At 46.7% G+C, this 22,989-nt stretch carries 14 protein-coding genes and 1 pseudogene; 2 read left to right on the top strand and 13 right to left on the bottom strand.

The features are described 5' to 3' along the window. Positions 1-35 precede the first annotated feature (35 nt). Positions 36-1,727 (bottom strand): annotated as a pseudogene (locus tag AB4876_RS11950) (FAD-dependent oxidoreductase); the annotation flags it as partial. 81 nt (positions 1,728-1,808) lie between these two features. Here AB4876_RS11950 and AB4876_RS11945 point away from each other — a divergent pair. Beyond that, a complete protein-coding gene (locus tag AB4876_RS11945) occupies positions 1,809-3,017 on the top strand; it encodes an NAD(P)H-dependent amine dehydrogenase family protein (RefSeq protein WP_368381890.1) in 1,209 nt (402 codons plus the stop codon). A 15-nt stretch (positions 3,018-3,032) separates the two neighbouring features. Here the strand turns inward: AB4876_RS11945 and AB4876_RS11940 are convergent, their stop codons facing one another. Genes AB4876_RS11940 through AB4876_RS11930 form a run of 3 tightly spaced genes read right to left on the bottom strand, consistent with a single transcriptional unit; the run spans position 3,033 to position 4,689 of the window. Further along, the gene (locus AB4876_RS11940; RefSeq protein WP_368381889.1) at positions 3,033-3,404 is read right to left on the bottom strand and encodes a hypothetical protein; all 372 of its coding nucleotides are present in this window, start codon (positions 3,402-3,404) and stop codon (positions 3,033-3,035) included. A 33-nt stretch (positions 3,405-3,437) separates the two neighbouring features. After that, positions 3,438-3,956, bottom strand: a complete 519-nt coding sequence (locus tag AB4876_RS11935) for a hypothetical protein (protein WP_368381888.1) — start codon at positions 3,954-3,956, stop codon at positions 3,438-3,440. A gap of 43 nt (positions 3,957-3,999) precedes the next feature. Next, on the bottom strand, positions 4,000-4,689 hold the full coding sequence (locus tag AB4876_RS11930; protein WP_368381887.1) for an SDR family NAD(P)-dependent oxidoreductase: 690 nt from the start codon (positions 4,687-4,689) through the stop codon (positions 4,000-4,002). Between the two features lie 1,107 nt (positions 4,690-5,796). On the opposite strand from AB4876_RS11930, the gene AB4876_RS11925 reads away from it, so the two are divergent. Continuing rightward, positions 5,797-6,480 carry a TetR/AcrR family transcriptional regulator gene (locus AB4876_RS11925; RefSeq protein ID WP_368381886.1) on the top strand — a complete coding sequence of 228 codons (684 nt, stop codon included), beginning with the start codon at positions 5,797-5,799 and terminating at the stop codon, positions 6,478-6,480. Positions 6,481-6,596: 116 nt separating this feature from the next. Here the strand turns inward: AB4876_RS11925 and AB4876_RS11920 are convergent, their stop codons facing one another. The 9 genes from AB4876_RS11920 to AB4876_RS11870 form a co-directional block, all read right to left on the bottom strand. Further along, positions 6,597-7,022, bottom strand: a complete 426-nt coding sequence (locus tag AB4876_RS11920) for a limonene-1,2-epoxide hydrolase family protein (RefSeq protein ID WP_368381885.1) — start codon at positions 7,020-7,022, stop codon at positions 6,597-6,599. A 23-nt stretch (positions 7,023-7,045) separates the two neighbouring features. After that, a complete protein-coding gene (locus AB4876_RS11915; RefSeq protein WP_368381884.1) occupies positions 7,046-7,849 on the bottom strand; it encodes an SDR family NAD(P)-dependent oxidoreductase in 804 nt (267 codons plus the stop codon). Between the two features lie 49 nt (positions 7,850-7,898). Further along, positions 7,899-9,560: a carboxylesterase/lipase family protein gene (locus tag AB4876_RS11910; protein ID WP_368381883.1), complete on the bottom strand. Its 1,662-nt coding sequence runs from the start codon at positions 9,558-9,560 to the stop codon at positions 7,899-7,901. A 103-nt stretch (positions 9,561-9,663) separates the two neighbouring features. Then, positions 9,664-12,099, bottom strand: a complete 2,436-nt coding sequence (locus tag AB4876_RS11905; protein WP_368381882.1) for a TonB-dependent receptor — start codon at positions 12,097-12,099, stop codon at positions 9,664-9,666. A 349-nt stretch (positions 12,100-12,448) separates the two neighbouring features. Continuing rightward, on the bottom strand, positions 12,449-14,551 hold the full coding sequence (locus AB4876_RS11900; RefSeq protein ID WP_368381881.1) for a PKD domain-containing protein: 2,103 nt from the start codon (positions 14,549-14,551) through the stop codon (positions 12,449-12,451). Between the two features lie 400 nt (positions 14,552-14,951). Further along, positions 14,952-16,829: a CocE/NonD family hydrolase gene (locus AB4876_RS11895; RefSeq protein ID WP_368381880.1), complete on the bottom strand. Its 1,878-nt coding sequence runs from the start codon at positions 16,827-16,829 to the stop codon at positions 14,952-14,954. Between the two features lie 656 nt (positions 16,830-17,485). After that, complete coding sequence (locus AB4876_RS11890) at positions 17,486-18,190, bottom strand: TetR/AcrR family transcriptional regulator (protein WP_368381878.1); 705 nt, start codon at positions 18,188-18,190, stop codon at positions 17,486-17,488. 439 nt (positions 18,191-18,629) lie between these two features. Continuing rightward, complete coding sequence (locus AB4876_RS11885; protein WP_438273415.1) at positions 18,630-21,056, bottom strand: TonB-dependent receptor; 2,427 nt, start codon at positions 21,054-21,056, stop codon at positions 18,630-18,632. A gap of 706 nt (positions 21,057-21,762) precedes the next feature. Beyond that, positions 21,763-22,974, bottom strand: coding sequence for a phosphotransferase (locus AB4876_RS11870; RefSeq protein ID WP_368381877.1), 1,212 nt, complete (start codon positions 22,972-22,974; stop codon positions 21,763-21,765). Positions 22,975-22,989: the final 15 nt, after the last annotated feature.

Raw genomic sequence — 22,989 nt, 5'->3', positions numbered from 1 at the left:
ACGTTCAGCAGCGGATTGCCGCACTACTGTACTTCTTATTCTAAATTCTCAGGCGCATTTAACACACTTTGTGCTGCTATATAGCCAAAGGTCATGCCAAGGGTATTATTGGCACCATTAGCCGGTGCCTTACCACGCCACAAAGAGTTCATATCTAGTCCAATAGCATGCAGGCCCTTAATTGGCTTACCCGCTTTATTTAACACCCGTGCCTGGCTGTCTACGCGAAGCCCCACCGTGGTAGTCGAATCCCCAGGGAATACCTCTACGGCATAAAACGGTGCACACTCTAACTTGCCAAGGCAGGGATTGGGCTTATGCTGCGTATCACCAAAGCCAAAGTCTGCGGGCTGACCGCCACGCAAAAAATCTTGGTCGTGTCCCTGCTCTGCAAATTGATTAAAACGTGTAACGGTAGCGACTAGGGAACCACTATCGATGCCCAACTGCTGAGCAAGTAGCGGCAAACTCTCGGCCGATTTTATATAGCCCTCTGCCAAAAACTTGCGCAAACCAAATCCGCCAGGCTTAACCAAACCAAGACCGTATTTTTTTATAAATACGTGATCGCATATGAGATATGCAGGAACTGACGCGGTACGGTGAATCGCCTCGACTAGGTTGGTAGTAGATTCATTGCCAAAACGATTCCCCTGCTTATTTACCGCAATACAGCCCGGCTTGCCCCGATCCATAAACAAGTGCGGAAATTTCCGGAGTTTCCCATCTGGTGCTCGATGCACCGACACTACAACCCAACCTGCATTACTAATATTTTCTCCATCAAACACCGCACCTAAATCAAGGCCTTGCTGAATGCCGTCGCCGGTATTGCCGTTCGGTACTAGCGATACATGACGCTCTGCAAAAGGAATATAGCGCTTGCGCATTTCCGCATTTGCCGAAAAGCCGCCGGTGGCAAGAATTACTGCTTTTCGGGCGCGAAGCTTAATCAATTGGCCATTACAATTAACCGTTAATCCCTGTACGGCTGGGCCCTCGCCAGTTCCATCGGTGCTTATAATATTTTCCATCGCTGCATTCGACCACAGCTCTACTCCCGCATCGACACAGGATTTAAGCAGGCTACCCGCCAGAGCATTACCCATTGTTAATCGCGTCCCCCGCGCATAGCGGACACGGTCAACAAAATAACGCATTAAGAGTTTTGCTACATAAGCAAAGGATTTTAACGACTTTCCAGCATTGCTGATGTGAGGCATATCGTCAATCCCTATCATACAACCACCAGGTGCATTAAACTCTGTCAAAGGCGGCCGCAAGCGGGAGAACCAATCACCAAGCAACTTGCCATCAAAACTTAGGGGTGAAAGCAAACGGCCACTCGCCTTAAATCCTTTAACTTGGGGGTGCCAATCTGCAAAGCCATTTTGCAGAGAAAATTGGACCGCGCTGTTATCGACCAGAAACTGAACCATTTGTGGAGCACTTTCTAGAAATTCATCGAGCAAATCTTCACGTAAAGATTCACCAATAACACCCTTAACGTACGTTGCAGCTTCGTGAACACTGTCCGCAACTCCAGCGGCAACTGCATGGGGGCTACAGGGCACCCATATGCCACCGCCAGATAATGCCGTGGTGCCGCCAAAGAACTCGGTTTTCTCAACCAACAGTACCTCTAGTCCACATTTAGCAGCAACTAATGCAGCGGTCATCCCAGCGCCGCCAGACCCAACAACCACAACATCTTTTACAATCATATTTTTTTTATCTCGATGTAAAGTAGAGTATTTACAGCATCGACCCTAGCACGAAAATAGTCGCGATAAATAAATCTCGGCAAATTGTATTTGACCCCGAGACCAACGATAAATCTTTATAGTGTTGAGCATAGCGCCCTATGGCGAATACTATTTTCAATTACCCAGCAGCTGCTATTAATCAAATATAAAAAGGAAAGCACTTTGCGAGATTCATATAAAATAATCATATGGGGCCCTGGTCGTATGGGGAGTATCTGCTTGTGGGAGATGGCGCAATCACCCTACTTCGAGATTGTTGGAGTAAAAGCCTATTCCGCGAGTAAAGAAGGCCTCGACGCCGGTGAACTTATTGGCATTGATCCCATAGGGGTTAAGGTCAGCTGCGACAGCGAAGCGCTATTAAAACTTGACTGCGACTGCGTGGTATACACCGCCCACGATGAAGGAACATTTCACACCGACGAGGAAATATTTTCTATTCTCCGCGCAGGTAAAAATATAGTAACGCCGCTGCCATACCAAAATGCCCACCTGTTCCGCGAGGAGAGTTTTACTCGAAAACTCCGCGAAGCCTGCCAAGAAGGCCAATCGGTATTCTACTCAGGTGGTATAGACCCAGACCTAATCCCCAACCGAGTGCTACTTGCCCTTACCGGTGGCTGCGCCGATGTTAAGGCAATCCGACTACAAGAAAACTGGGATTGCAGCGAAGCCGCACCCGGCCCGCTCCAGTATATTGGCTTCGGCAAACCACCCGAAGATGCAGAAAAAATAGAAGTATCAAAGAAAATGGCGGCAAACTTCATGCTCTCCATCGTGAAAACCGCTGAAAAAGTCCTAGGCGTTGAATATGACAAGATCGAAGCGAGTCATGACTACGTCGCCACACCAGTCGATATTCACGAGCCTTTTTATATCAAAACCGGAACCGTTGGCCGTATCACCCATAGAATGCAGGGGTTTTGTAGCAATATAGGCGATGAGGCGCTATTTACTATTGAGTATCACTGGCTAATTGGCAACGGCATGCTGCCTGAAGGCACCCTTCCCGGCCAATATTATGTCGCCACCATTGAAGGCCGACCATCAATGAAAATGACCCTAGACTTTTGCGTGTCTAATAATTCTGATGAGCGCTTTTTCAATATGGGCAATATGCAGGTAGAGCCAAATTACATCGCAACCATTATTCCCTGCGTGCAAGCAATACCTCATGTTTGCGCAGCCGAGCCAGGCATTATGGAATCGTTCGACCCCAGCCTTAACTGGCGACAAGATCCTCGGATCTAATCGCCAAGCTCCTCCTTAAACGGGATGATTCGCTCGATAAAAGTAGCGAATCTCCAAATTACCTTTATCAAAACGATAAAACTCAATACTCGGCGATGGCGCTATCCCAGTAGACTTGTCTCGGAGATTTAACACGTGTACCGCCGCTTCATTACCGTTTATCAGTAATTCTTGAACCTCTGCCTGAGTCTTGCCACCATAGGCTTCGCACATTTCGTCCAGCGCCTGCCAACCGTCCTGGGGCGGTAAGCCCACGTATTCAATCGTTAACTTAGCTGGTGCGATTTTTCGAAACAATGCCAGCATATCCTCAAATTTACCTTCATTCCAAAGGCGATACTGGCCACGCAGGAATAATTCTATTTCTTCTCTACTCGCTGTTTCCATAAAGCACTCTGTCCCTTGTATTTATTATAAATATCACGCGCTAACCGGCTCAGCCTTATTCGCGGTAGCCAATCCGAAAATCATCGCTGGCGGAATCACCAAACACGCGAGAAGTCCCGCCCAAAGGCCCTTAAATACACTGAATACCAAAAGATCCATTTCAGCAAAGCCAAACATCAACAAGGCCACCAAAGTAACCGGGTAGTAGATCAGTAGCGCAATAGTCGCGAGTAGCAAGCCCATAAGTATTGGACTCCTCGGCAGCCACCCTGGCAAATCTAACTCGACCGCCGCCAACTTTTCCTTATTTACCTTGGTGCGATGAGTCGCTACAAAAATAGCACCAACAATCCAACAAAGAATAAATGCAGTAATGGCCAAATCACCGGCAAAGGAATGCTCCCCCCACATGGCCACTCGCGCTTTAGCTGAAAAAGCAAACCACGCGATAACGCCATTGATTACAAGGTTAATGGCAAAACTTATCGCCATTTCCTTATACAAATGACGCCGAGTATTCTGGGGCAGGTCTAGGCGAATGTTCATTTTCATCACAACTCTCTCTGCGAATTATCATTATTTTAATTAGATCTTTCTATACTCTGCCAACTACCGGTAACAGAGCACCCGTTACGGCACTGGAATTTGGCGAACTTAAAAACAAAATCACATTGGCCAATTCAGCGGGCGCCACCCACGTTGACGCGTCGGCATCAGGCATATCGCGTCGGTTTATTGGTGTATCAATAATACTTGGTAATACGGCGTTGACTCGCAATTTCCCTTTATATTCGTCAGCGAGTGACTCTGTTAATTTTGCTACTGCGGCTTTTGATGCAGTGTAGGCCGCTACACCCGCTACAGATTTGCTCGCATTATTTGCGCTAAGATTAACAATGCTCGCCGTACTCGATTGCAAGAGATACCTCAGTGCAGCTTGGCTCGCATTCACCGCCGTGCGCACATTGATATTGAACATTTTGTCCCAGCTATCAATACCGCTGTCCGCAAAATGCCCCCATACAAAGCCGCCAGCTATATTGATAAGAGAATCTATTCCGCCCATTTTCTCGGCTGCGGATGTTATACAAGCTACTGTGGCAGCTGAGTCGCCAAGATCCACCCCTGAAAAGGTATAAAGACCTTCTCGATCGGCCTCATTGGTTGGCGTAGCATAATCGACCGCCGCCACCGTTGCCCCTGACTTTAGCGCCAATTCAACCACCGCGCTGCCCAATGTGCCATAAGCACCAGTGATCACTATTTTCCGTCCCGAATTACTCACATCTGCCTCCAAACTAATACCACAAGCCATAATCTAAACAAATTTTGACAATATGTATACATTAACGGAAGATTTGAAAGCCCCGCACGCAAAAAAGGCAAGTCAAGCGGTTAGACTTGAGTCGCCAAGCGCGATTGAACGCGTCTAATAAGTGCCATAAGCAGGCACTTGAGGGTTATCATTAGTTCAGCTCTAAAGAGCCCGATAGCTCCAGGTTTTTACACCTAGAATATTTATATCTGTCGCAGGCAATGATGCATTGAAAACTGCTACCTGTGGGTAGAGACATAATAAAAATTCACGATCACCCGCCATAAAGAGAGGAATAAAAACCCTGATACTGGTCTGTTTTTGGGGTAGAAAATAAGTAGTCAGCACCCTTGCCACGCCTTGCAACAACCGCTTCAGACTCGACACCTTTTTCAACCCAGTCGGTCATTGACGTAATGACTGGTTCAGCGTATCAACGGACCCTGTTCCAGACCCTCAGTAGCCCATGCTCGGAATTTAGTATAAGCGCGCAAACTCAGCGACCTGCTCGCACACCGATGCGCTTTTCAACATCGTGGTAGTAGTTACCTAGCTCGAAATCTCCACAGCAGGAATCGCTGCCGCCACTTCACTAGCCTAGTACTTAATGGTATTCATGAACAAACCAGTGCTTTAACTAATTATTATTAAACTTAGGGAGATAGTATTTTTAAATCGAGATCAATCCATAAGTTACTATGTCAATTTTTATAAACAATAATACAGGTTCACTATATTTACAATAGTGTAAATATATAATACAGACAAAAATATTCGACTTATTAAAAAATTTCGCTTGGACAGTCGATACAGCAATCGGCAACTCCCTTATCTAAGCAAGACTAACATTCATTATATCGCGGAGATTAATCTTAATGCCGCTTGATGTTATCAGCCACATTAGCATTTATTGGCCGACCCAAGTTAATACGAAAGGCAAAATAAAATATACTAAAATAGCTATCTAACTGAGCATCAAGTACTTAGCCCTTCTTCTGATAAAATGGTATATTTAACCCTATTAATTACAATTACCTTAATAACAACTGTAATGGCTTTCGATTTAAGGAGAACCCTTTGAGCCCAGTACGTTTAGCCGAACCTGAAAGACAGAAAGGCAACGCAAACTCTTTGCGCGGAAAGGGGCGCCCCCTTCAAGAAGAAAGCGAAGAGACCTTGCGAGATTTATACCGAGTAGCATACAAGCATTTTGTTTTAAACGGCTATGACGGCGCGAGTATTCAAGCTATAGCAAAGGAAGCTGGCGTTACTCGCCAAACCATCCACAATCGCTTTGGCAGCAAAGAACAATTTTTTCAAACTGTTATCAAGGAAAGCGACAAGCGCCTGGCCAAAAGCTTTGTGATAGACCCATTATTAGACAGCGACGACCCAATCTTAATATTCAATTATCTCGCCAATCTTTTATATGCTATTTACACCGAAAAGAATAAAATTCCCTTCTTTCAGGTAATGGATTCAGCCTTATCAAAACACCCAGAAATGGGAGAACAACACGGTAAGTCCCTAAACGAAGCATTCAAAATTATTATTAAGTACATACGACAATGCTCCCCTACTGACGGCAAACACATTGATGCAAGCATGGGAGCAGCCCGTGACTTTGTTTCCTTAATTCACGGTTACGCACTACCTGTTATTCAAGCTCGACAAGAGATGCCAACGGCAAGAAAGCAAAAAAGTGAAATACAGGCCATTGTATTGAGATTCCTGCGCGGTATAGGCTTTTCAGAAATATAACACCAGCCCAATATCAAAAAATGTTTCCTCAACTATCGTACCCGGCACCTCATAAGTAAAGCACCGGGTACGTTAACCAGTAAAATGCTATTTACGTGTTCGATTGACCGCTATCATTAGCTCCCTTCGCCACCCAATTCTTTACGCCCAGACTTACGCGCTAAATCAGCGGTGTCCAAATACTCTCTCCACGAACAAATTAGCCCCTGCTCATCTAGCTCATACACTGCGACCATCGAGTGCGGCTGAGGACGGCCGTTTACAACGGCATAATCTGCACGTTCGGTCATAACAACGCGATCAGACGACACCATTTCAACGATATTGCACTTGTTTTCGGTTACATATGACATTTGGCGGAGTATTTCCGTACGCAGATCTTCCCTGCCTTTGATTACCGGCCCACCTGGCACCCATAGCTGCCATTCTGCGTCCTCCGACATCATTGCGATAATTTTATCAATTTCAGGACGAGATTCTGCTGTTCCGTCACCCCATAGGTCACAAAACTCTTGTATAAATTCTTCTTGTTTAACACCCATATCATCGTTCCTTTACGTTATTTTTATATTAAATATTTTCGAACTACAGGTACCATCGGTGTGGCGCAGGTCATGCCGCCATTTACTTGATAAAGACTTCCGTTCACATACGATGATTCGTCCGATGCGAGAAACAAAGCCATATTGGCGATATCTTCAGGACGCCCAAGACGAGGTACATTTTGAATATCCAAGAATGCAGACTTCATATTCTCGTTGGCCCACATCTCCATTGATTCTGTTTGAATAACACCCGGCAAAATTGCATTACAGCGAATTCCCGATTTACCATAGGTAGCTGCAATAGATTGAACAAAGAAATTAACAGCAGCCTTAGATGCGCCATAAGTAAACTGCGAAACCTCACCAGCAACCGAACTTGTCGAGGAAGTAAAAATGACGGACCCGGCGCCCTGCTTTAACATATAAGGCAATGCGTACTTGGTCGCCAACACACCAGATAGAGCATTGACACGCATTTTCGTAAAAAACACCTCCGAATCAAAATTCAAAAAATCACGATCTCTTAGCGACATTTCTTTGCTATTAATTACGGCATTATTAAACAACACATCAATGCGACCGAACTGTTTAACTGCGAGCTCTATCATTGCGTTAAGCTCTTGCTCTTCCCCAACATCGACTTTAAGCGATAATGCACGCCCGCCTTGCTCTACGATTTCAGCCACTACCTTATCTGCGGCATCTAAATTTAAGTCGGTTACCAACACCGCTGCACCTTCAGCAGCGAATCGTAAGGCAGAGGCGCGCCCGATCCCAGCGCCAGCACCGGTGATAACGGCAACCTTTTTTGCTAATCTGTCCATATCGACTCCTTTGAAAACGCTAGGTTAGTAATACCTAGCATCAATATTATTAATCAAATTTCTTAGCGTTAAATGCGTCGGTAATTGCTGTGGTGCCAGAGGCTTTCTCTTTCAGAATATTTTGCCAAAACTCCCTAACTTCACTGTTTGGATTGCTAATGACTTTGATCTGGTCATCGAATACCAATACTTCTCGATGCTGCAGCGTATAGGGCTTCCACTCTGGGAGCCCTAAAGTATTAGGGTTGCCACTTCTGGCGAATGCGGCAAAAGACTGGCTCATTACCTTAGCCATATTCTCTGCGCGCTCGCCGTTGCCCACAAGTCCCTCGGCGGTATACACAGTGTCAAATACCAAGGGCAATTCAACAGCATGAGGTGAACGCAACTTACCCCCTAGCACTGGGGTCTCCCAGTCAATTTTGTACATGTATACCGGCGCGTTACCCGCAGCGGCTTTCCGCTCTGCAACGACAATAGTATTGCTTGCGAACATCTGGTCAGTGACCATGCTGCTCCACAGATGCATGGGCTTATCTTTAGGGGCCTTCTTGCGATACAGAGCAATTACCTCCTTAACGTTGTGCGGAGGAACGACCATATTTGCCCTAACAGTTAAATCAGCATCGGTCATTTTGTCCCAGCTTGGATCTGTTAAAAACACATTCGTTGCTTCGTCTTTGGTATAACCCAACATAATAGGCACATCGCCTTGATACGTTGATGGCGCAGGATCAAAGGGACTTTGCGTTATTACTTTGCCGTCAATATGCGGCCCAAAAGGCAATAGGCCCATTTTTGCCGCGGCTTTAACAATTACATCGGCGGGCATCGCCTGCAAGGCTTTTACATCACCAGACTCGACACCCAAGATCTCGTAAAGCTTTTTACTAACCTCTGCAGACTCCGCCTTACCACGTATTGTCGGATTCGCGCCGCTTTGTAGTATCGCTTTATGAAACAAACCCTTGGCCTGCGGCATCGCTAGTAAATTACTGACTTTTCCCGCACCACCAGATTGCCCGAACACAGTTACATTATTTGGGTCACCGCCAAACTTTGTAATATTTTCCTGCACCCACTCCAATGCGCGCACAATATCAAGCATTCCAACATTGCCAGATGCTTGATATTTAGAACCAGCCTTGTCGCCAAGATCGAAAAAGCCAAAGGCATTTAGGCGGTGATTCAAGCTCACCACAATAACGTCATTGCCCCGCGCTAGGTTACTGCCGTGGTAGTATTTATCGCCGCCGCTGCCAACAAAGTAACCGCCACCATGTAACCACACCATGACAGGGCGCGCCTTTTCATCAGCAACCCCTGGTGTCCAAAGATCCAATACTAAGCAATCTTCACTGGTCGGTAAGTCTGAGAATGACAACACAGTGGCCATCTCACCGGGCATATTAACTTCAGGTTGAGGGCAGCGATCCCCCTTCGTGTCAGCTTTACGAACTCCCTTCCATTTATCCGGTTTGTTCGACGGCAAAAATCGGGCACCACCTTCTGTAGAAGCGCCATAATGAACACCTAAAAACTCATAGACGCCTTTACTTACATGCCCTTGCAAACGCCCTTCACCTGTTTTAACAATAGGCGCCTCAATACTTTGCTTGTCCCTTTCGGCAAGTACGGAAGCGGTAAATACTGTTGTGCACAACAGTAATGGTGTCGTGATTAGTATTTTTTTAAAGCGTGGTAAAATCATTTAGCACTCACTTTTTAAGATAATAATTATTCTTTACTTTAAAGTTGATAAAGCACTTGAGTAAGACAGCAGTAAGTAGTTACTCGCCCTTAATTCTCATTTACTAAAAGCTAACCATGGCCTGCATTCCCCAATAAACCCGCGCTTGACTCGGAGTATTGATTGCTACCCTACCAAGAATATTTACACCAGATGTTTTAGATCCAGCAAAAAAGGTATCCAGAACGTTTTTAGCAAAGAATGAAACGCGATATTTATTATTAAAGTCTTCTAGACCCACCGCCATATCAAGAAGCCCATAAGCCTCCTGAACAGTTAGCGGGTCACCGTCGAGGTCAAACTGGGCATCATCTCTCCAGTTCCAGTTCACTGCTAGAAAGCCATTTGCCGACTCCAATAACTGCGGAACTTCATAGCGAGCAGATACCGAATAGGCTAAATCAGATGTACCGATAGATGGGTCTCCGTCGACGTCTTGGCTTTCTGGCGTACCATCACCATCAACATCCATATTGCAGCCTTGTTCAGAGGTTTGTTCATAGTAACAAGCTTCAATAATATTCCGGCGCGCCGTATCTAAGGCCGTTAACGAAGCATTAAGACTTAAGTTCTGAGTTACACGGAAGCCAAAAGTTAACTCCAAGCCCAAGCTTTCTAAGTTACCAATATTACGAGCACGCGCTTGAAACTCACCTGGTGGAATCGTCGAGATCTGAACATCACTACTTTCCTGATAGAATATTGCGCCGTTTAAGGTTATGCGATTATCGAGCAACCCCGACTTAATCCCCATTTCCATTGAGATTGCCGTTGTCGGGTTTAGATATTCTTTGCCCTCCTCGGCAACTGCGCTTGCATCAACCCCGGTCCCTATAAAACCGCGTGAAATACTAGCATAAGCATTAGTATCAGTATTAATAAACCACGCCATACCCGCTCTCGCCGCCCACTCTTCCGTTATGCGGTCGCTTTCAAAAGCACCAATCTGATCAACTAATATCTGATTAAATATTCCCTTATCGGGCTCTGAACTAAAGAATGGTTCCATTGCAGGCGTTATCGCTATTCGCGACGAATGGATTAACGATGTTTTTTCACGGTGATAACGCAAGCCAGTAAACACGTCGAAACTGCTGCCTAAATGCCAAGTTATGTCGCCATAAACAGCAGCTTCGTCGCGTCGCAAGTCGGCATCAGATACGATACCTAACGCTAAATGCGCAGAGGTTGTCGGCAATGGCGGCGCTATACCAAGACCGAGAATATCCTCTTCAGCAGCTGTGTCACCCCGTACTAACAAACCAACATTTGTTGGTGAAACCTGACGGAAATTCCGGTAGTAGAAACCAACAACGGTATCACGACTATCGGTTATATTTTGGAACTTAAGCTCGTGGGTCCAGTAGTTAGTGTCTATTACCGCTGTCTCAGCCCCTGCATCATCATCAATATTGCTGATATTAGAATCAGGAAAGAAAATAAAGGGCATATCAAGGCGATTAGTGACACTCGCTGGGGACGAGTCTAAATCAAAAGTTGTTAAATTAAGCAAATCTCGATAGCTAGAGGTTAACGTGATTAAAGACTTTTCCGAAAGGTCCCACGTCGTTTCTAATGTTATCCCCCAGTTTTCTACCGCGCCAAATGCGTCCTGGTTCTGATTGATCAAGAACGGGTCGGCGATTACATGCGCACCCACGGCGGCTTCTCGCTCTGGGACGTCATTGATTGTTGTTACCAAACCGGTATAACTAATAAAGTCCCGGTACTCACCAGTGAGCAAAAATTCGACATTTTCAGTTATTTCAAAAGACAGTTTCGCGACCACCCCTTGCTCATCAATTGAGCCGGCTTTTTTTGCACCAGGAAAGATGTTTTTTATATGACCCTCTTTATCTTTTTTATACGCAAAAACTCTACCCGTTACATCGTCGCTTATCGCTCCCCCAGCTATCACTCGGTATATTCGCTCTCCATCACTACTGACATCGAACTCAGCCCTTGCGGTATGTTCGTTTTCTGGACGTTTACGAACTAGATTGATCAAACCACCAACGGCGTTGCCGCCAAAGAGCGTACCCTGTGGGCCCTTAAGAATTTCTATGCGTTCAATATCAGCAAATTCCATAACAAATTCAGAATCCATTGCCAAAGGCACACCATCTACAACAAGTGATACTGCTGGCTGAATACCCTGTCCGAGTATCAAACTGCTAAATCCGCGCATACCAAATTGGAGGGCATTGGGGCTCATACCTGCTTTCAAGGTTAGTGATGGCTCTTGCAAGACGAGATCTTCAAATCGATCTACTTTCATCTCCACGAGCTTGTCGCCGCTAAAAACGCTAATTGAAATAGGTACATCCTGAATTGACTGCTCGCGGCGCTGAGCGGTAACTATCAACTCTTCAAGCCTTAGACTTTCCTTTTGAGCTGCTTTAGGAACCTTATCTTCCGCCACAACATTTAAAGACAGAACTGATAAAGTTAATCCAGCAGTTATAAGCTCAACAACTTTCTTACTGATATCTTTATCCACAGATTAGACCTCTTTATTATAATTATTAATCTCACGCATCAAGTGCGCTTTCTAGTATATTTGTTTAAATTTACATAGTTGTCAATTTAATATTTTTGATGGGCCTCATTTCTTTATTGAAAGCAGTGAAACCGGCTAGCGGAGCAATATTTGAACATAATGAAAGCGACGCAATAACGGAGCAGAAAGATTGCCAACAACTGCGTTTCCAACCTTATAATTATGGAATCAGTCGCTTTAAACACTTTAAGAAAGCGATTTTATGAGTACACCTCAAAAGAACTTGCCGGCAAGCACTTATCATAAAAACATTGATTACAGGAAAATTCATCCGCAAACGGAGTTTAGACTATTCAGCAACCACAACGCGCACAGATGCCAAGTTGCTTAGGCGTCTAAAGGTGGCGTTCAGGTCACCTTCACGGTGAGAAATCACCTTCGCTGTGACGTAATAGGTGCCCGGCTTATCGAAACTATGGCGTTTAGTTATATGCAGTTCGTCTTTGGCTCTTTGGAGGTTTTCGGCCTCCTCAAACTGCCCCTGCCCTAACCAGTCCCATTCTATGCTCACGATAGATCCGGCATTTGGTGGAACCGCAGCATGGAGCTCAAAACTGACCGAACCAGTCCTCTCGACCTCAACCCGCGAGCTACCATTAGCCGTAATAGTCACTACCGGCTGAACACCCATTCGCTCCGCAGCACTATCAGGTAAAACGATTCTGCCATCTACGAATTGGTAATTTGTTGCTGCCGGTTTTTTATCAGTCTCTACCCAGTCAACAAGATCTGCGAGCCCCTGTTCGATATGCGGTAAATAATCTACTAGCCACGTGGGTGTAGCCCGGTCAGGCGATGACGGCAAAAACGCTGGCGGTACATGCTCGGCATTTTGGGTCCAGCGCAAACAGAAATTTTCAGACAAGCCCTGTTCACCCTGAGCTAGTTCAACCGCCCGCCGATAAATAACGCCCTGCGGCGGCCATAGCGAGGCGTCGTGGGTGTGGTGTATCCACAGCAACTTACCGTCGTACTGCCCAGAATAAGCAACGCCCATAAGCGGCGACTGGAGCGGCATATCGTGCTGGGGATAAATTGGCACACCATCGAGGCGAAGAAAATCATTAGCTGGATCGTCTGATACGTGGTGACGATAGTAATAACAAAAAGCCAAAAACGCGCGATTGTCTACTTGCACTTCATCTCCGGGCTTTACTCCAGTAAAGCGCAGTAAATTGGCTTCGTTTCTACCATCACAAAACAACACATCTTCTGCAAAGCTTGTGCAGTACAGCTGGCGGCCGGCAGCTTCACCAGTGAGTACTTTCACCCCAGTGCCGAGCAAATAGCCGTCATCCATGCCTTCCAGTTGAACCGCTAGGGGAAAGTCTGCCCCGCGCGCCGCCATCATCATTGCCATTGGCTTGGCACGGGCATACTCCGATCCCGCAAACGCCGGACTCTGCAACAACTCCCCGACGGTGATCACTTTGCGAACCCTGACTCGGCAATTGATTAAATCGTCCTGCACATACTCGGGGTTATCAAAGCCGACATAACCCGGCTTAGTCCAAAAATTAGCGAAATACTCAGCGTCTTCCTCTTGCAGCATGTCAGAGATCGATGTCCACAGCCAAATCTGCCCCATTGGCTCCGAAATCATAAATTCATCACCTCGGGGATAACCTAGACGGTATAAGCTATTCAATTCTTCGCGCTGATGGGAATTGAGTCCAACAAAGGGATTAGCACTACCCCCAGGGCGCATTGCGTCAATTACCAGCTTGATGTCGTCGCCAAGTAGACGCTGCACGTTAAACATACAACCAAAGTGCACCGGCTGCTCACTGCGTATGCGGTCTGTAGTTCCGTGTTCGTCAATCGGACCGCCCCCCATAAACGGCAGCGCGCCATCATAAACCCCCGCACCGTATTCGAGACACAGCGGGGAACGGCGACCACCGCCGCTTCCGCCCCACACATATGCGTATTCTGGCGCTTCGCCGTACACTTGAGCGGCGACATACTTTGAAAATCTAGCCGTTTCCACACTGGCGCGGTGCCCGTAAACAGTTGGGTCTGGCCCAACTTTAGCGTCAAGGCTATCGCCAATATGACCGGAATTCGACTCCACCATGTACCCCCCTAAGCGGACGATCATCGGCAAACCACCTAGCATTTTCCCCATAAGCCCATCAAAAGCATCTTCATGGCCGGCATGAGCGCCCTCTATTGGCTGAAACATCCGTGACTTGTAGTCTGCTGCAGGCGGGTAATAGAAAGTAAATCGGGTATCACAGCCAGCGAAGCCGCCATGTATATTCCGATGCGGATATGGGGTATCTCGCCATTCATCACGATCTATATAGGGGTTACCGAAGGCACTGTCGGTCACTGTATAGCCATCAACTTGTATTGCTAACTCCATGTGCGCCTGCTTACTTTCTGCCATATCCAACTCCGTATTTTTTTATAGAATTTTTATTAAAAAATATCGATAGACACTAATCGAACGTACATTTTTATAATTATATTCATCAGGCTCAAGAAGAGAGCCACATGTAATTATATTTACAATCACGTAAATTTAATTGCATGTCAAGATTTGTAGGATTCAGCGACATTAATTTATTGAAATCTTCGAGTAGGTGACCCTACAAGCGCTAATAAAATTAGTAACGATCAGCTCGAGGAGCTGCCAATACATAAGGCGAAAGCCCAGGACTTGGCCAACACCAGGACCTAAGCTTTACAAATGGATTAATATAGGTGAACGCAGGCAAAGCAAGATCTGCCTGTAGAAATGGTTTACCACTATGCACCCAGCATGGCGCGCGTCGCGTCTACTTTGCTTATTTCTTAGGGATTATTGGTAACACAATATGACTAGGGTATTCTTCTGAGTAATGAACCGTAATATCCGCAGGATTCTCATTGGGGAATACATAGGGAAAGTCACTAGAACTGATCGCCACAGCTATACGATGCCCTTTCTTGACCAGCCACGAAGCAGGGAAAAGGGCAATATTGTATTCAACCACCTCACCCACGGGTATCGCTTCTTGACGACGATAGTCACTCTCGTAACTACGAAAGGTACCTTTTAAATAACCGGGTTGAATCATCAGCCACGCACCAGGTTGCGGCGCTGTTAGGATATCTTCGGCTGGATCGTCGGGAAAAACATCAATTAATTTAACGATGAAGTCGGTGTCAGCTGCCGTTGTTGAAGCAAATAGGGTCATGGTAATTGGGCCAGTAATCTCCATGTCTTCCTCAACGGGATCAGACATATAAACAACACGCGAAAGCGGGTTTTCTAGGCGCTGATCGCCGCGATCACCGGGATCGTTATAACCAACAATATCCCGATTCTCAGGATTGGTCTCATTATGCGTTTGCGAAAAGCCAGTATATCCATTACGCAGGCCGTCTATCGGCGAATAAGTGTATGCATTTGAGCCCGCAGTTGTTGGCGGCAGCCCAGACAATGCTCCCTCGACTAATGGATCGCCCATGGGCAATTCCGAACTGCCCGCTTTCAAATACAGCTTGGTATACTGGGTATTTGCAATAGGCCAATTGTCGGCCTCTTTAGACTCCCACTCTTGATAAGTCATATAGCGGAAGCGGGCACTATCAAGCTCATCCTCGATACCGTTTTTCTCATCTTTCAACCAATAATCAAACCAGCGCAGCGCTTCATTGGTTAAATCAAATCCTGGTGCATTCCCCGCATGACTCATAAATCCGAAGGCAAGCATATTGTCTTTACCGCCAAAATGTTCATAGTCGTCTATCGAGCCAGCGACAAACAGATCATCCCACGCGCTCCAAACCCAGGCGGGGATATCGGTAATTTCTCGGTTGGCAATCCCAAAGGCATCCCAAAACTCATCTTTTTGTGGATGATCCCAGAACCCGTAAACTGCCGGACAATATGGCGTTTGTGCGGTGTAAACTTTATCTGTCCAGATTTTTACTGAACGCTCCCATTCACTCTGATCTTGAGGGGGTGCATAGGTGCCATTTTGACCATAGGCCATTCCGCCGGGAATGCTGCAAACTAGCGAAGCCGTAGCAAAAGACCTAATTCCACCGGGATAGAGCAACATATAACCGTTGCCGCTGGTGACCTGAGGAATCATTGCCTTCCATGACGGAGGGGCATAGGGCGCCGTTTGAACCTGGCTGACGCCATTACCTGAACCACCAATTGTACCGACGTTGCCGGTAGACCATTCCTGTGCGCCCAACCACTCAATCGCATCATAATTACGCAAGGCCCAAGCGGGATCACCATAATTCCAAGGGCCACCCTCACTTTCGCCAGTTCCCGGCACGTTTACATAACCAGCGACATAACCGTTACGGACAAACTCAGGAAAACTGACGCCCAAATCAGCCACGCCGCCACAATCCGGTACGGGACCCGCACGAGTGGTATAGGACAATTCAACAATAACAGGAAAGCGACCGGGCGCCTTCTCAGTGCTATCGGCAGATTCTGCAGGAAAACACAGATCTATATTCATCGTGTCCCCATAGCGAGTTGTAAAATATGCTTGCTCGGTAACCATGCCTTCATAGGTCCGCGACTCACTCACTTTGGCAGCCGCTGGTGCAGTCGTTGGTGCAGTAGCTGAGTTACCCCCACCGCCACCACAAGCAGTAAAAATACAAAAAATTGCCACGAGCACTAGCGTACTTAACATGCGAGTTGACTTCATTATATCTCTCCTACAGTGACGCACAGAAAATCGCGCGCCCATTATTTTTATTGTCAATTCAACGATAATTATTACTTGGCCAATATTTAATAACGGGATAAAAATAAAATTTCCTGCGAATCACTAGCTTCATTCTACGATGTAAAATATTGGTATTTAATTTTGAAAAAATCTGTATTACAAACGCTAAACTATCGCCCGAAAAATTTCTTTACTCATCAAAATACACCTCATTATTCTTATTAGGCTACTCACTGGCACGTGAGCGCACTGTATTGGTTCTGTTGATAGTACGACACTTTACATACAGCAAAGAGAAGTCTCGTTTTACTAGGAGTCAAATGTATTAATTTGTGCATTTAAGCCAAGCCATCTGGCTTACGCTCAACTGAAGAGGACCAAGGGAGGTATTGATTAGATATAATAGATACTTAAAGGCTTGACGCTCGCTCTTTAGATACTTACAGAGAAGAGTATATAATTTATTTATCGCTTATAAATCAGCGTCTTACATCAACCCTTCTCACAAACAGTGCCTGATCTAGGCCTTTCAGTCACACGAAGCAATACACAAGTGGGAGGTATAGAAAGGGGATAACAAATGATAATCACTGATCGACCTGCATGTAAAAAGAATACGGCAACTCCCACAGGAACTAGTTACGCTTTAGTACTCCAGCACTTATTAAATCGACAATAAACGGCCGCCACAGCGCCGCTCCCTCATCGCTAGTCGGATCAATATTTCCCAGCACACTTACCACATAACGGTTTGTGAACGTGCTGCCCGCTATCAAGCCTATTGTTGCGAAGAGTAAATCGGGGTTTATGCTTTCTCTAAACTCACCGCTGGCTTTCCCGCGCCGGACTATTTCACCCAACATTTTTGTAAGCTCAGGGCCCAATCGAGCAAATTCATTTCGCGGCGTTTCATGGCTACCGTGATAGCGAATACCATCACCAGCAAGTGATGCAATAAGTGGATGTTTATAGTAAACCTCGATGGTCTTATCAATTAACTCATATAGCGCTGGCACGGGTGCCATGGAGGAAATATTGGACTGCTGCAATTCAGAAATTAATGTCTGCATGGAGTCGTCAGATGAGGCATCAATTACACAGGCGAATAATTGATTCTTATTTTTAAAGTAATGATATACCAGCTGTTTTGTGACTCCGGCTCGGTCTGCAATATCTTGAATATTCGCATCTGCCAGACCCGACTCCGCAAACACCACACCTGCAGCACTTATGATATTGCTAATCGTATCTGATTTACTGCCTTTCTTTGTCAACTTAACAGCTTCCTTTATAAGGCATTCTAGGTAGAAATTACCGATTATCGCTGCAAAATCACCCAATTTAAGCCCCCTCTGCTGGCGGCAGCGCCAATCCAGATCAGAGGCTAAGCTAGGGGTGGCCGAAAAGCTAACAAAGGGCACAACTCAACGATAGTAGCATCAAATAGCATACAGGCTTAGCGCGAGACTCAAAAGCCGTCGACCACAATACCAATGGAGAAATGTAGATATTGAGAAAATGGTGTTAAACCACTGTTGAAAGGATCTGTAATAATACGACTTGGGCCTAGCGAGCTCGCCAATTCGAGTCCAGTACATTCATACTTTAGCGCATTGCCAGCTCTTCGGGTCGATAAGCTGGCAACGTACCTTAAGCTCTTATCACAAATCGAATACGACTTTTTTATGGCATCACAGAATTTTAAATTTCGCCGCTCGCCTACATGTCGTAAACCGGCCACACCCACTATTATTGTTTTAGGCGAGCCAATAAGCCTGTTTAAAAAAACGTGTAACGGGCTTTAATTCCCCAGTAACGTTGAGCTTCCCGCGGCGTACGGACATATACCCGCCCGATTACACCGTCGGTCTCTCCCGCTTGGGCTACAAACTCCTGACCCAACATATTTTTTCCGAAAAGCACAACCTGATAGCGCTCGCTGCGATCGGTAATGCCAATAGTCATATCAAGTAAGCCATAAGCTTCCTGCGTACTCATTGGATCGTGATTCAGCTGGAAAAAGGTATCGTCCTGCCAGCTCCATCCCGCAGTCGCAAAAATATTGTAGGGCTGCTCTTCCAGAGGAACTTCATAGCGTCCTGAAATACTGTAGCTGATCTCCGGTGTATCGATAGCCTGGCTTCCAGCAATGTCCTGTGCATTGGGTGAGCCTTGACCGCTGTTGTCTATATTACAACCCTGACCCTCTGTTTGCCCTACGTAACAGGGCTGCACTAGGCTACCAAACTCACTGTTCACCCAAGTCATCGCGCCATCAATTCTCAGGCGATTGCTCACCTGCCAAGCAAAGTCCAGCTCAAGACCATAACTCTCGATCAAGCCTGCATTAAACGCTTCGGTGTCGATCGTACCCGGAATCAGCCGAGAGACCTGAAGATTGTCCGTCTCCTGCAGGAATACATCAGCATTCAAACGCAGGCGGTTATCAAACAACTCAGATTTAATACCGACTTCAATCGCCTCAGACGTGCTGGGCTCGAGAATGGCGCGCTCCTGCGTAGTTGTACGACCTGGGTCAAAGGAAATACCAACAAAGCTTCGCGCCCAGGTAGCGTAAAAATTAATTGCATCACTGGCAAACCAAGAGATGCCTGCCCGGGCCGACCACTCACCTATGGAACTGTCTGCACTGAACTCAGTTGTATCATTCACAACTGGAACGCACCCCAGCGCATCCGGCGTGAATGTTGCTTTCGTGGCAGTTGTGCTGAAACAGGTTGGCACATCAGCCACAACGACATCACGCCGATAATGATCTATCCCGCCTTCTTCTTGCGTGTACCTGTAACCAGCAAAAAGATCGAGGTTATTCAATGCATGCCAGGTAAGATCCGAATACGCAGACATGGTTTCTATCGTCATATACGCTTCAGGTGTTGTGGTGTAACCAAAGTATTCCCCGGTGGCCAGCGGCAATGACACACCGGCTTCTTGCGCAAAAAATGTGTCTTTAAGGTACAGCGCGACCTCTGCCAACTGGTCTTCATTATAGTCTTGATAGAACACACCGAAGGTCCAATCGACACTGTCATTGCTAAGATCGAAGCGAAATTCCTGACTGGCATAATTCAGTTTGTCGACAATCGGCTCTTCGCTGTCACTATTGGGGTTCAAATTTGAGCGGGGAATATGCACCGCAGGAATATTGAGTGTATTGGTTGCCGTTGCGGGAGACGCGTCGATATCCTGATCAATATCAGAAAACCATTGACGATAATTTGTGATTGACTTGAACAGCAGTGCATCGCTCAGCCGCCAAGTCAGGTCGGCGATAAACCCAGAGTTTTCAATATTCGCTTGGGTCTGGCGATCCTGATTGATTTTAAATATATCTGAAAGCGCTTCTTCACCAATAGCTGCGCGTCGGTCGGGATCGCTGACTACAGTCGGAATCTGCGGCTGACCGCCGTTATAGGAATCGCGGTGCTCAGCGGTGAGCAACAGATCTACTGAATCAGAAAAATCGATCTGGAGCTTGCCCATCGCCCCCCATACCTCCTCGAAGCTGTCATTGCCGATACCTGGTGCAAGGTTTTCGATGTGGCCTTCTCGGTCTTTATAAAACGCAGAAAAGCGAGCCCGCATGCTATCTGATAGTGCGCCATTCACCATAAATCGGGTAAGCGCCTCCTCGTCAGTGGTATAGCTACCTTCGATAGCTAACTCAAACTCTTCACTGGGAGCTTTACGTAACAGATTAATTAATCCACCTGTTGCGTTCTTCCCGTACAAGGTTCCCTGCGGACCACGAAGTACTTCAACTCGCTGAATATCTCCCAGCTCAGTTGCAAACTCCCCCGCACGGGACAACGGCACCCCATCGATAATCAATGCCACACTGGGCTGAATCCCACCCTGACTAGAAAATGAGGTTACACCCCGCATAGAGAAATTCGCGGTAAAAGCAAAACTCGCGGTGGTAAAACGCAAGGATGGCTCAATACGCGCTATTTCAGATACCGAGTTAATATTCATTTCACCCAATTTCTGATCTGAATACGCGTTCACCGATATTGGTACATCCTGCAGACTCTGCTGACGCTTTTGCGCAACAACAATAACCTCCTCAAGCGCTTTCGTGCCCGACTCTGCCACTGCGTATGCCGCTGAAGAAAATACCGATGCCGCAGTAAAGACAGTCAATACTCTAACTGACGATGAAGCCATGCCGCGTAATTTATTCATTATTATTTACCCCGAGTACAACTATCGTGAAAGCTATTGCTATTATTTTATATTGAGCGAGCAGCTTTGGGTCCACGCTCACGCTTTTCTAAAACGTAACAATACGTGCTCGCTAAATTATATGACACAAATATACATTTTGTGCAATTGCGTGTAAACAAGAAATACGGCCAACTTGGTTTAACCCCCCTATTACGTCGTTCAAAAAGGAGAATTCAGATAAACGTTTAGGCCTGAAAACCCCAGCCCTGCCTTTCGCAGCCCTTTGCGCCCTCTCAGAATCTGTCCCCTCGACTGCGTCTAGCTCACGCATCAATCGAGTTATAAAAACGTGGCCATGCCTCCCGCAAGCTCTGCACCCCCGACCGAGCTCGTCACAGGCCTACTAGACGCCACACGGGCAACATTCTGTTTGCAACAAAAACAATTACAACTGCACAAGAATTTCAGGGAAAAGACCAGAACATCGAGAAATAAGGTACCAAATGAGTGATGCCTTTGTTAACTTTATACACCAGATCACCAGCAACGGCTGAGTTAGGTATATGGCCAAGCGACCAAAAGCGACGAACCCTACACTATGATTCGTAACGCCGAATTATAAGTTGAACAGGTTTCACTTAAATGCCGCAAAACTTCGCGCCAACACGAATATTTTCGTGCAATAAACGTATTGATTCCGAGCGAAATATTTGTCCAAGGCGATCTAAATTTCGCCTCTCGCCAACATATCTTTAATCATCGGCGAGACCTCCCGCGCGCCCTCGCCAAGCCGAATTTCTCGACGTGGTGATTTTCCGGCGGTGAGTCGCTCCACAGTTTCGTAGTCGGCCGCAGCGGTCCAGAATCGGCGGATCATATCACCACCGCTTTGACCCCAAACATCCATATTCGAGAGCCAGGCCTGCATGCCATAGGCCGGCCATAATTGAAATTGCTGCCACGCGACTTCCCGTGACTCGACGCCTTTTACACCTAAGGAGAGCAGGTGGTCGTAGTAGTGATTTACTAAATCACGCGCGCTGCTGCGGCGCTCTTCAACCGTGAGTGCACCTAGGGTGAAGTAAACGATATCCCGCCACGGCTTACCCTTGCGCACCAATTGCCAATCTAACCAGACTCGTTCGCCGTTATCGCGTAGAAAACTATTACCTTGATGAGAGTCGCCGTGAACAAGGCACAGCGGCCCCGCCATTTCTCGGTCTATCGCCGCCAGCTCGTCAAAAGCGTGGGCGAAGCGTTCGGGGGTTTGATGGAGCCAGTCGGGTAGAAATTCCCGATAGGCTGGGCGATCAATATTAATTTTTGAATAATTGTACATCCGTAGCACCTGTTCGGTATCCACGGCAGTGTTCATTGAGCGATGCAACCAGTCTTGATTTAACTGTGGGCTATCCCACAGTGAGGCGTGCAATACGGCGAGGGACTCCAGCCCTTTGGCAACGCCGTCGACCCCGAGATGATCGAGACTATTGCCGAATGTGCCCGCAGCGCAACCAAGGTCTTCGAACATAACCACGCCGCGACCACTGCCATCACCGTCCCAATCGGCGAAATAAGACCTGGGCACTGGCGCGCTTAAATGATTTTGCATCATTGAGTAAAAGCGCGCCTCCAATTCGCAAATTTCGCCGCTTTCAAAACCCTCAGACCAGTTTGATTTTAAACACACATTCTGCGGCAAGCCCACGCTGTGCCCTACCGCATTGTAATGCAGCTTCACGCGTAGCTTGGTGGTATGGCTGTTTATTAGCTGGACCTCTTCTAGCTTCTCGACCACGAGCCCTTGGTACTTTCGGCCCAATAGCTCAGTGAGCCACTGCGCAGTTACCTGATTCAGCTCCCGTGGCAAACTACCAGGCCTACTTGGGTAGGGGCGATCATCTTGCTTTGTCTCCAGTTTCTCTTTATCAGCCATTTCCTTGTCCTTATT

Source organism: Zhongshania guokunii, from assembly GCF_040892635.1.
Taxonomy (GTDB): Bacteria; Pseudomonadota; Gammaproteobacteria; order Pseudomonadales; family Spongiibacteraceae; genus Spongiibacter; species Spongiibacter guokunii.
Note: the sequence above shows the minus strand (reverse complement) of the source record. Positions and strands in the feature narration are given on the sequence as shown.

Excerpts from the sequence above, each read along its gene's own strand:
- AB4876_RS11940 (WP_368381889.1), bottom strand. The coding sequence starts at position 3,404 with ATGGAAACAGCGAGTAGAGAAGAAATAGAATTATTCCTGCGTGGCCAG.
- AB4876_RS11935 (WP_368381888.1), bottom strand. The coding sequence starts at position 3,956 with ATGAAAATGAACATTCGCCTAGACCTGCCCCAGAATACTCGGCGTCAT.
- AB4876_RS11920 (WP_368381885.1), bottom strand. The coding sequence starts at position 7,022 with ATGGGTGTTAAACAAGAAGAATTTATACAAGAGTTTTGTGACCTATGG.
- AB4876_RS11915 (WP_368381884.1), bottom strand. The coding sequence starts at position 7,849 with ATGGACAGATTAGCAAAAAAGGTTGCCGTTATCACCGGTGCTGGCGCT.
- AB4876_RS11910 (WP_368381883.1), bottom strand. The coding sequence starts at position 9,560 with ATGATTTTACCACGCTTTAAAAAAATACTAATCACGACACCATTACTG.
- AB4876_RS11900 (WP_368381881.1), bottom strand. The coding sequence starts at position 14,551 with ATGGCAGAAAGTAAGCAGGCGCACATGGAGTTAGCAATACAAGTTGAT.
- AB4876_RS11895 (WP_368381880.1), bottom strand. The coding sequence starts at position 16,829 with ATGAAGTCAACTCGCATGTTAAGTACGCTAGTGCTCGTGGCAATTTTT.
- AB4876_RS11885 (WP_438273415.1), bottom strand. The coding sequence starts at position 21,056 with ATGAATAAATTACGCGGCATGGCTTCATCGTCAGTTAGAGTATTGACT.
- AB4876_RS11870 (WP_368381877.1), bottom strand. The coding sequence starts at position 22,974 with ATGGCTGATAAAGAGAAACTGGAGACAAAGCAAGATGATCGCCCCTAC.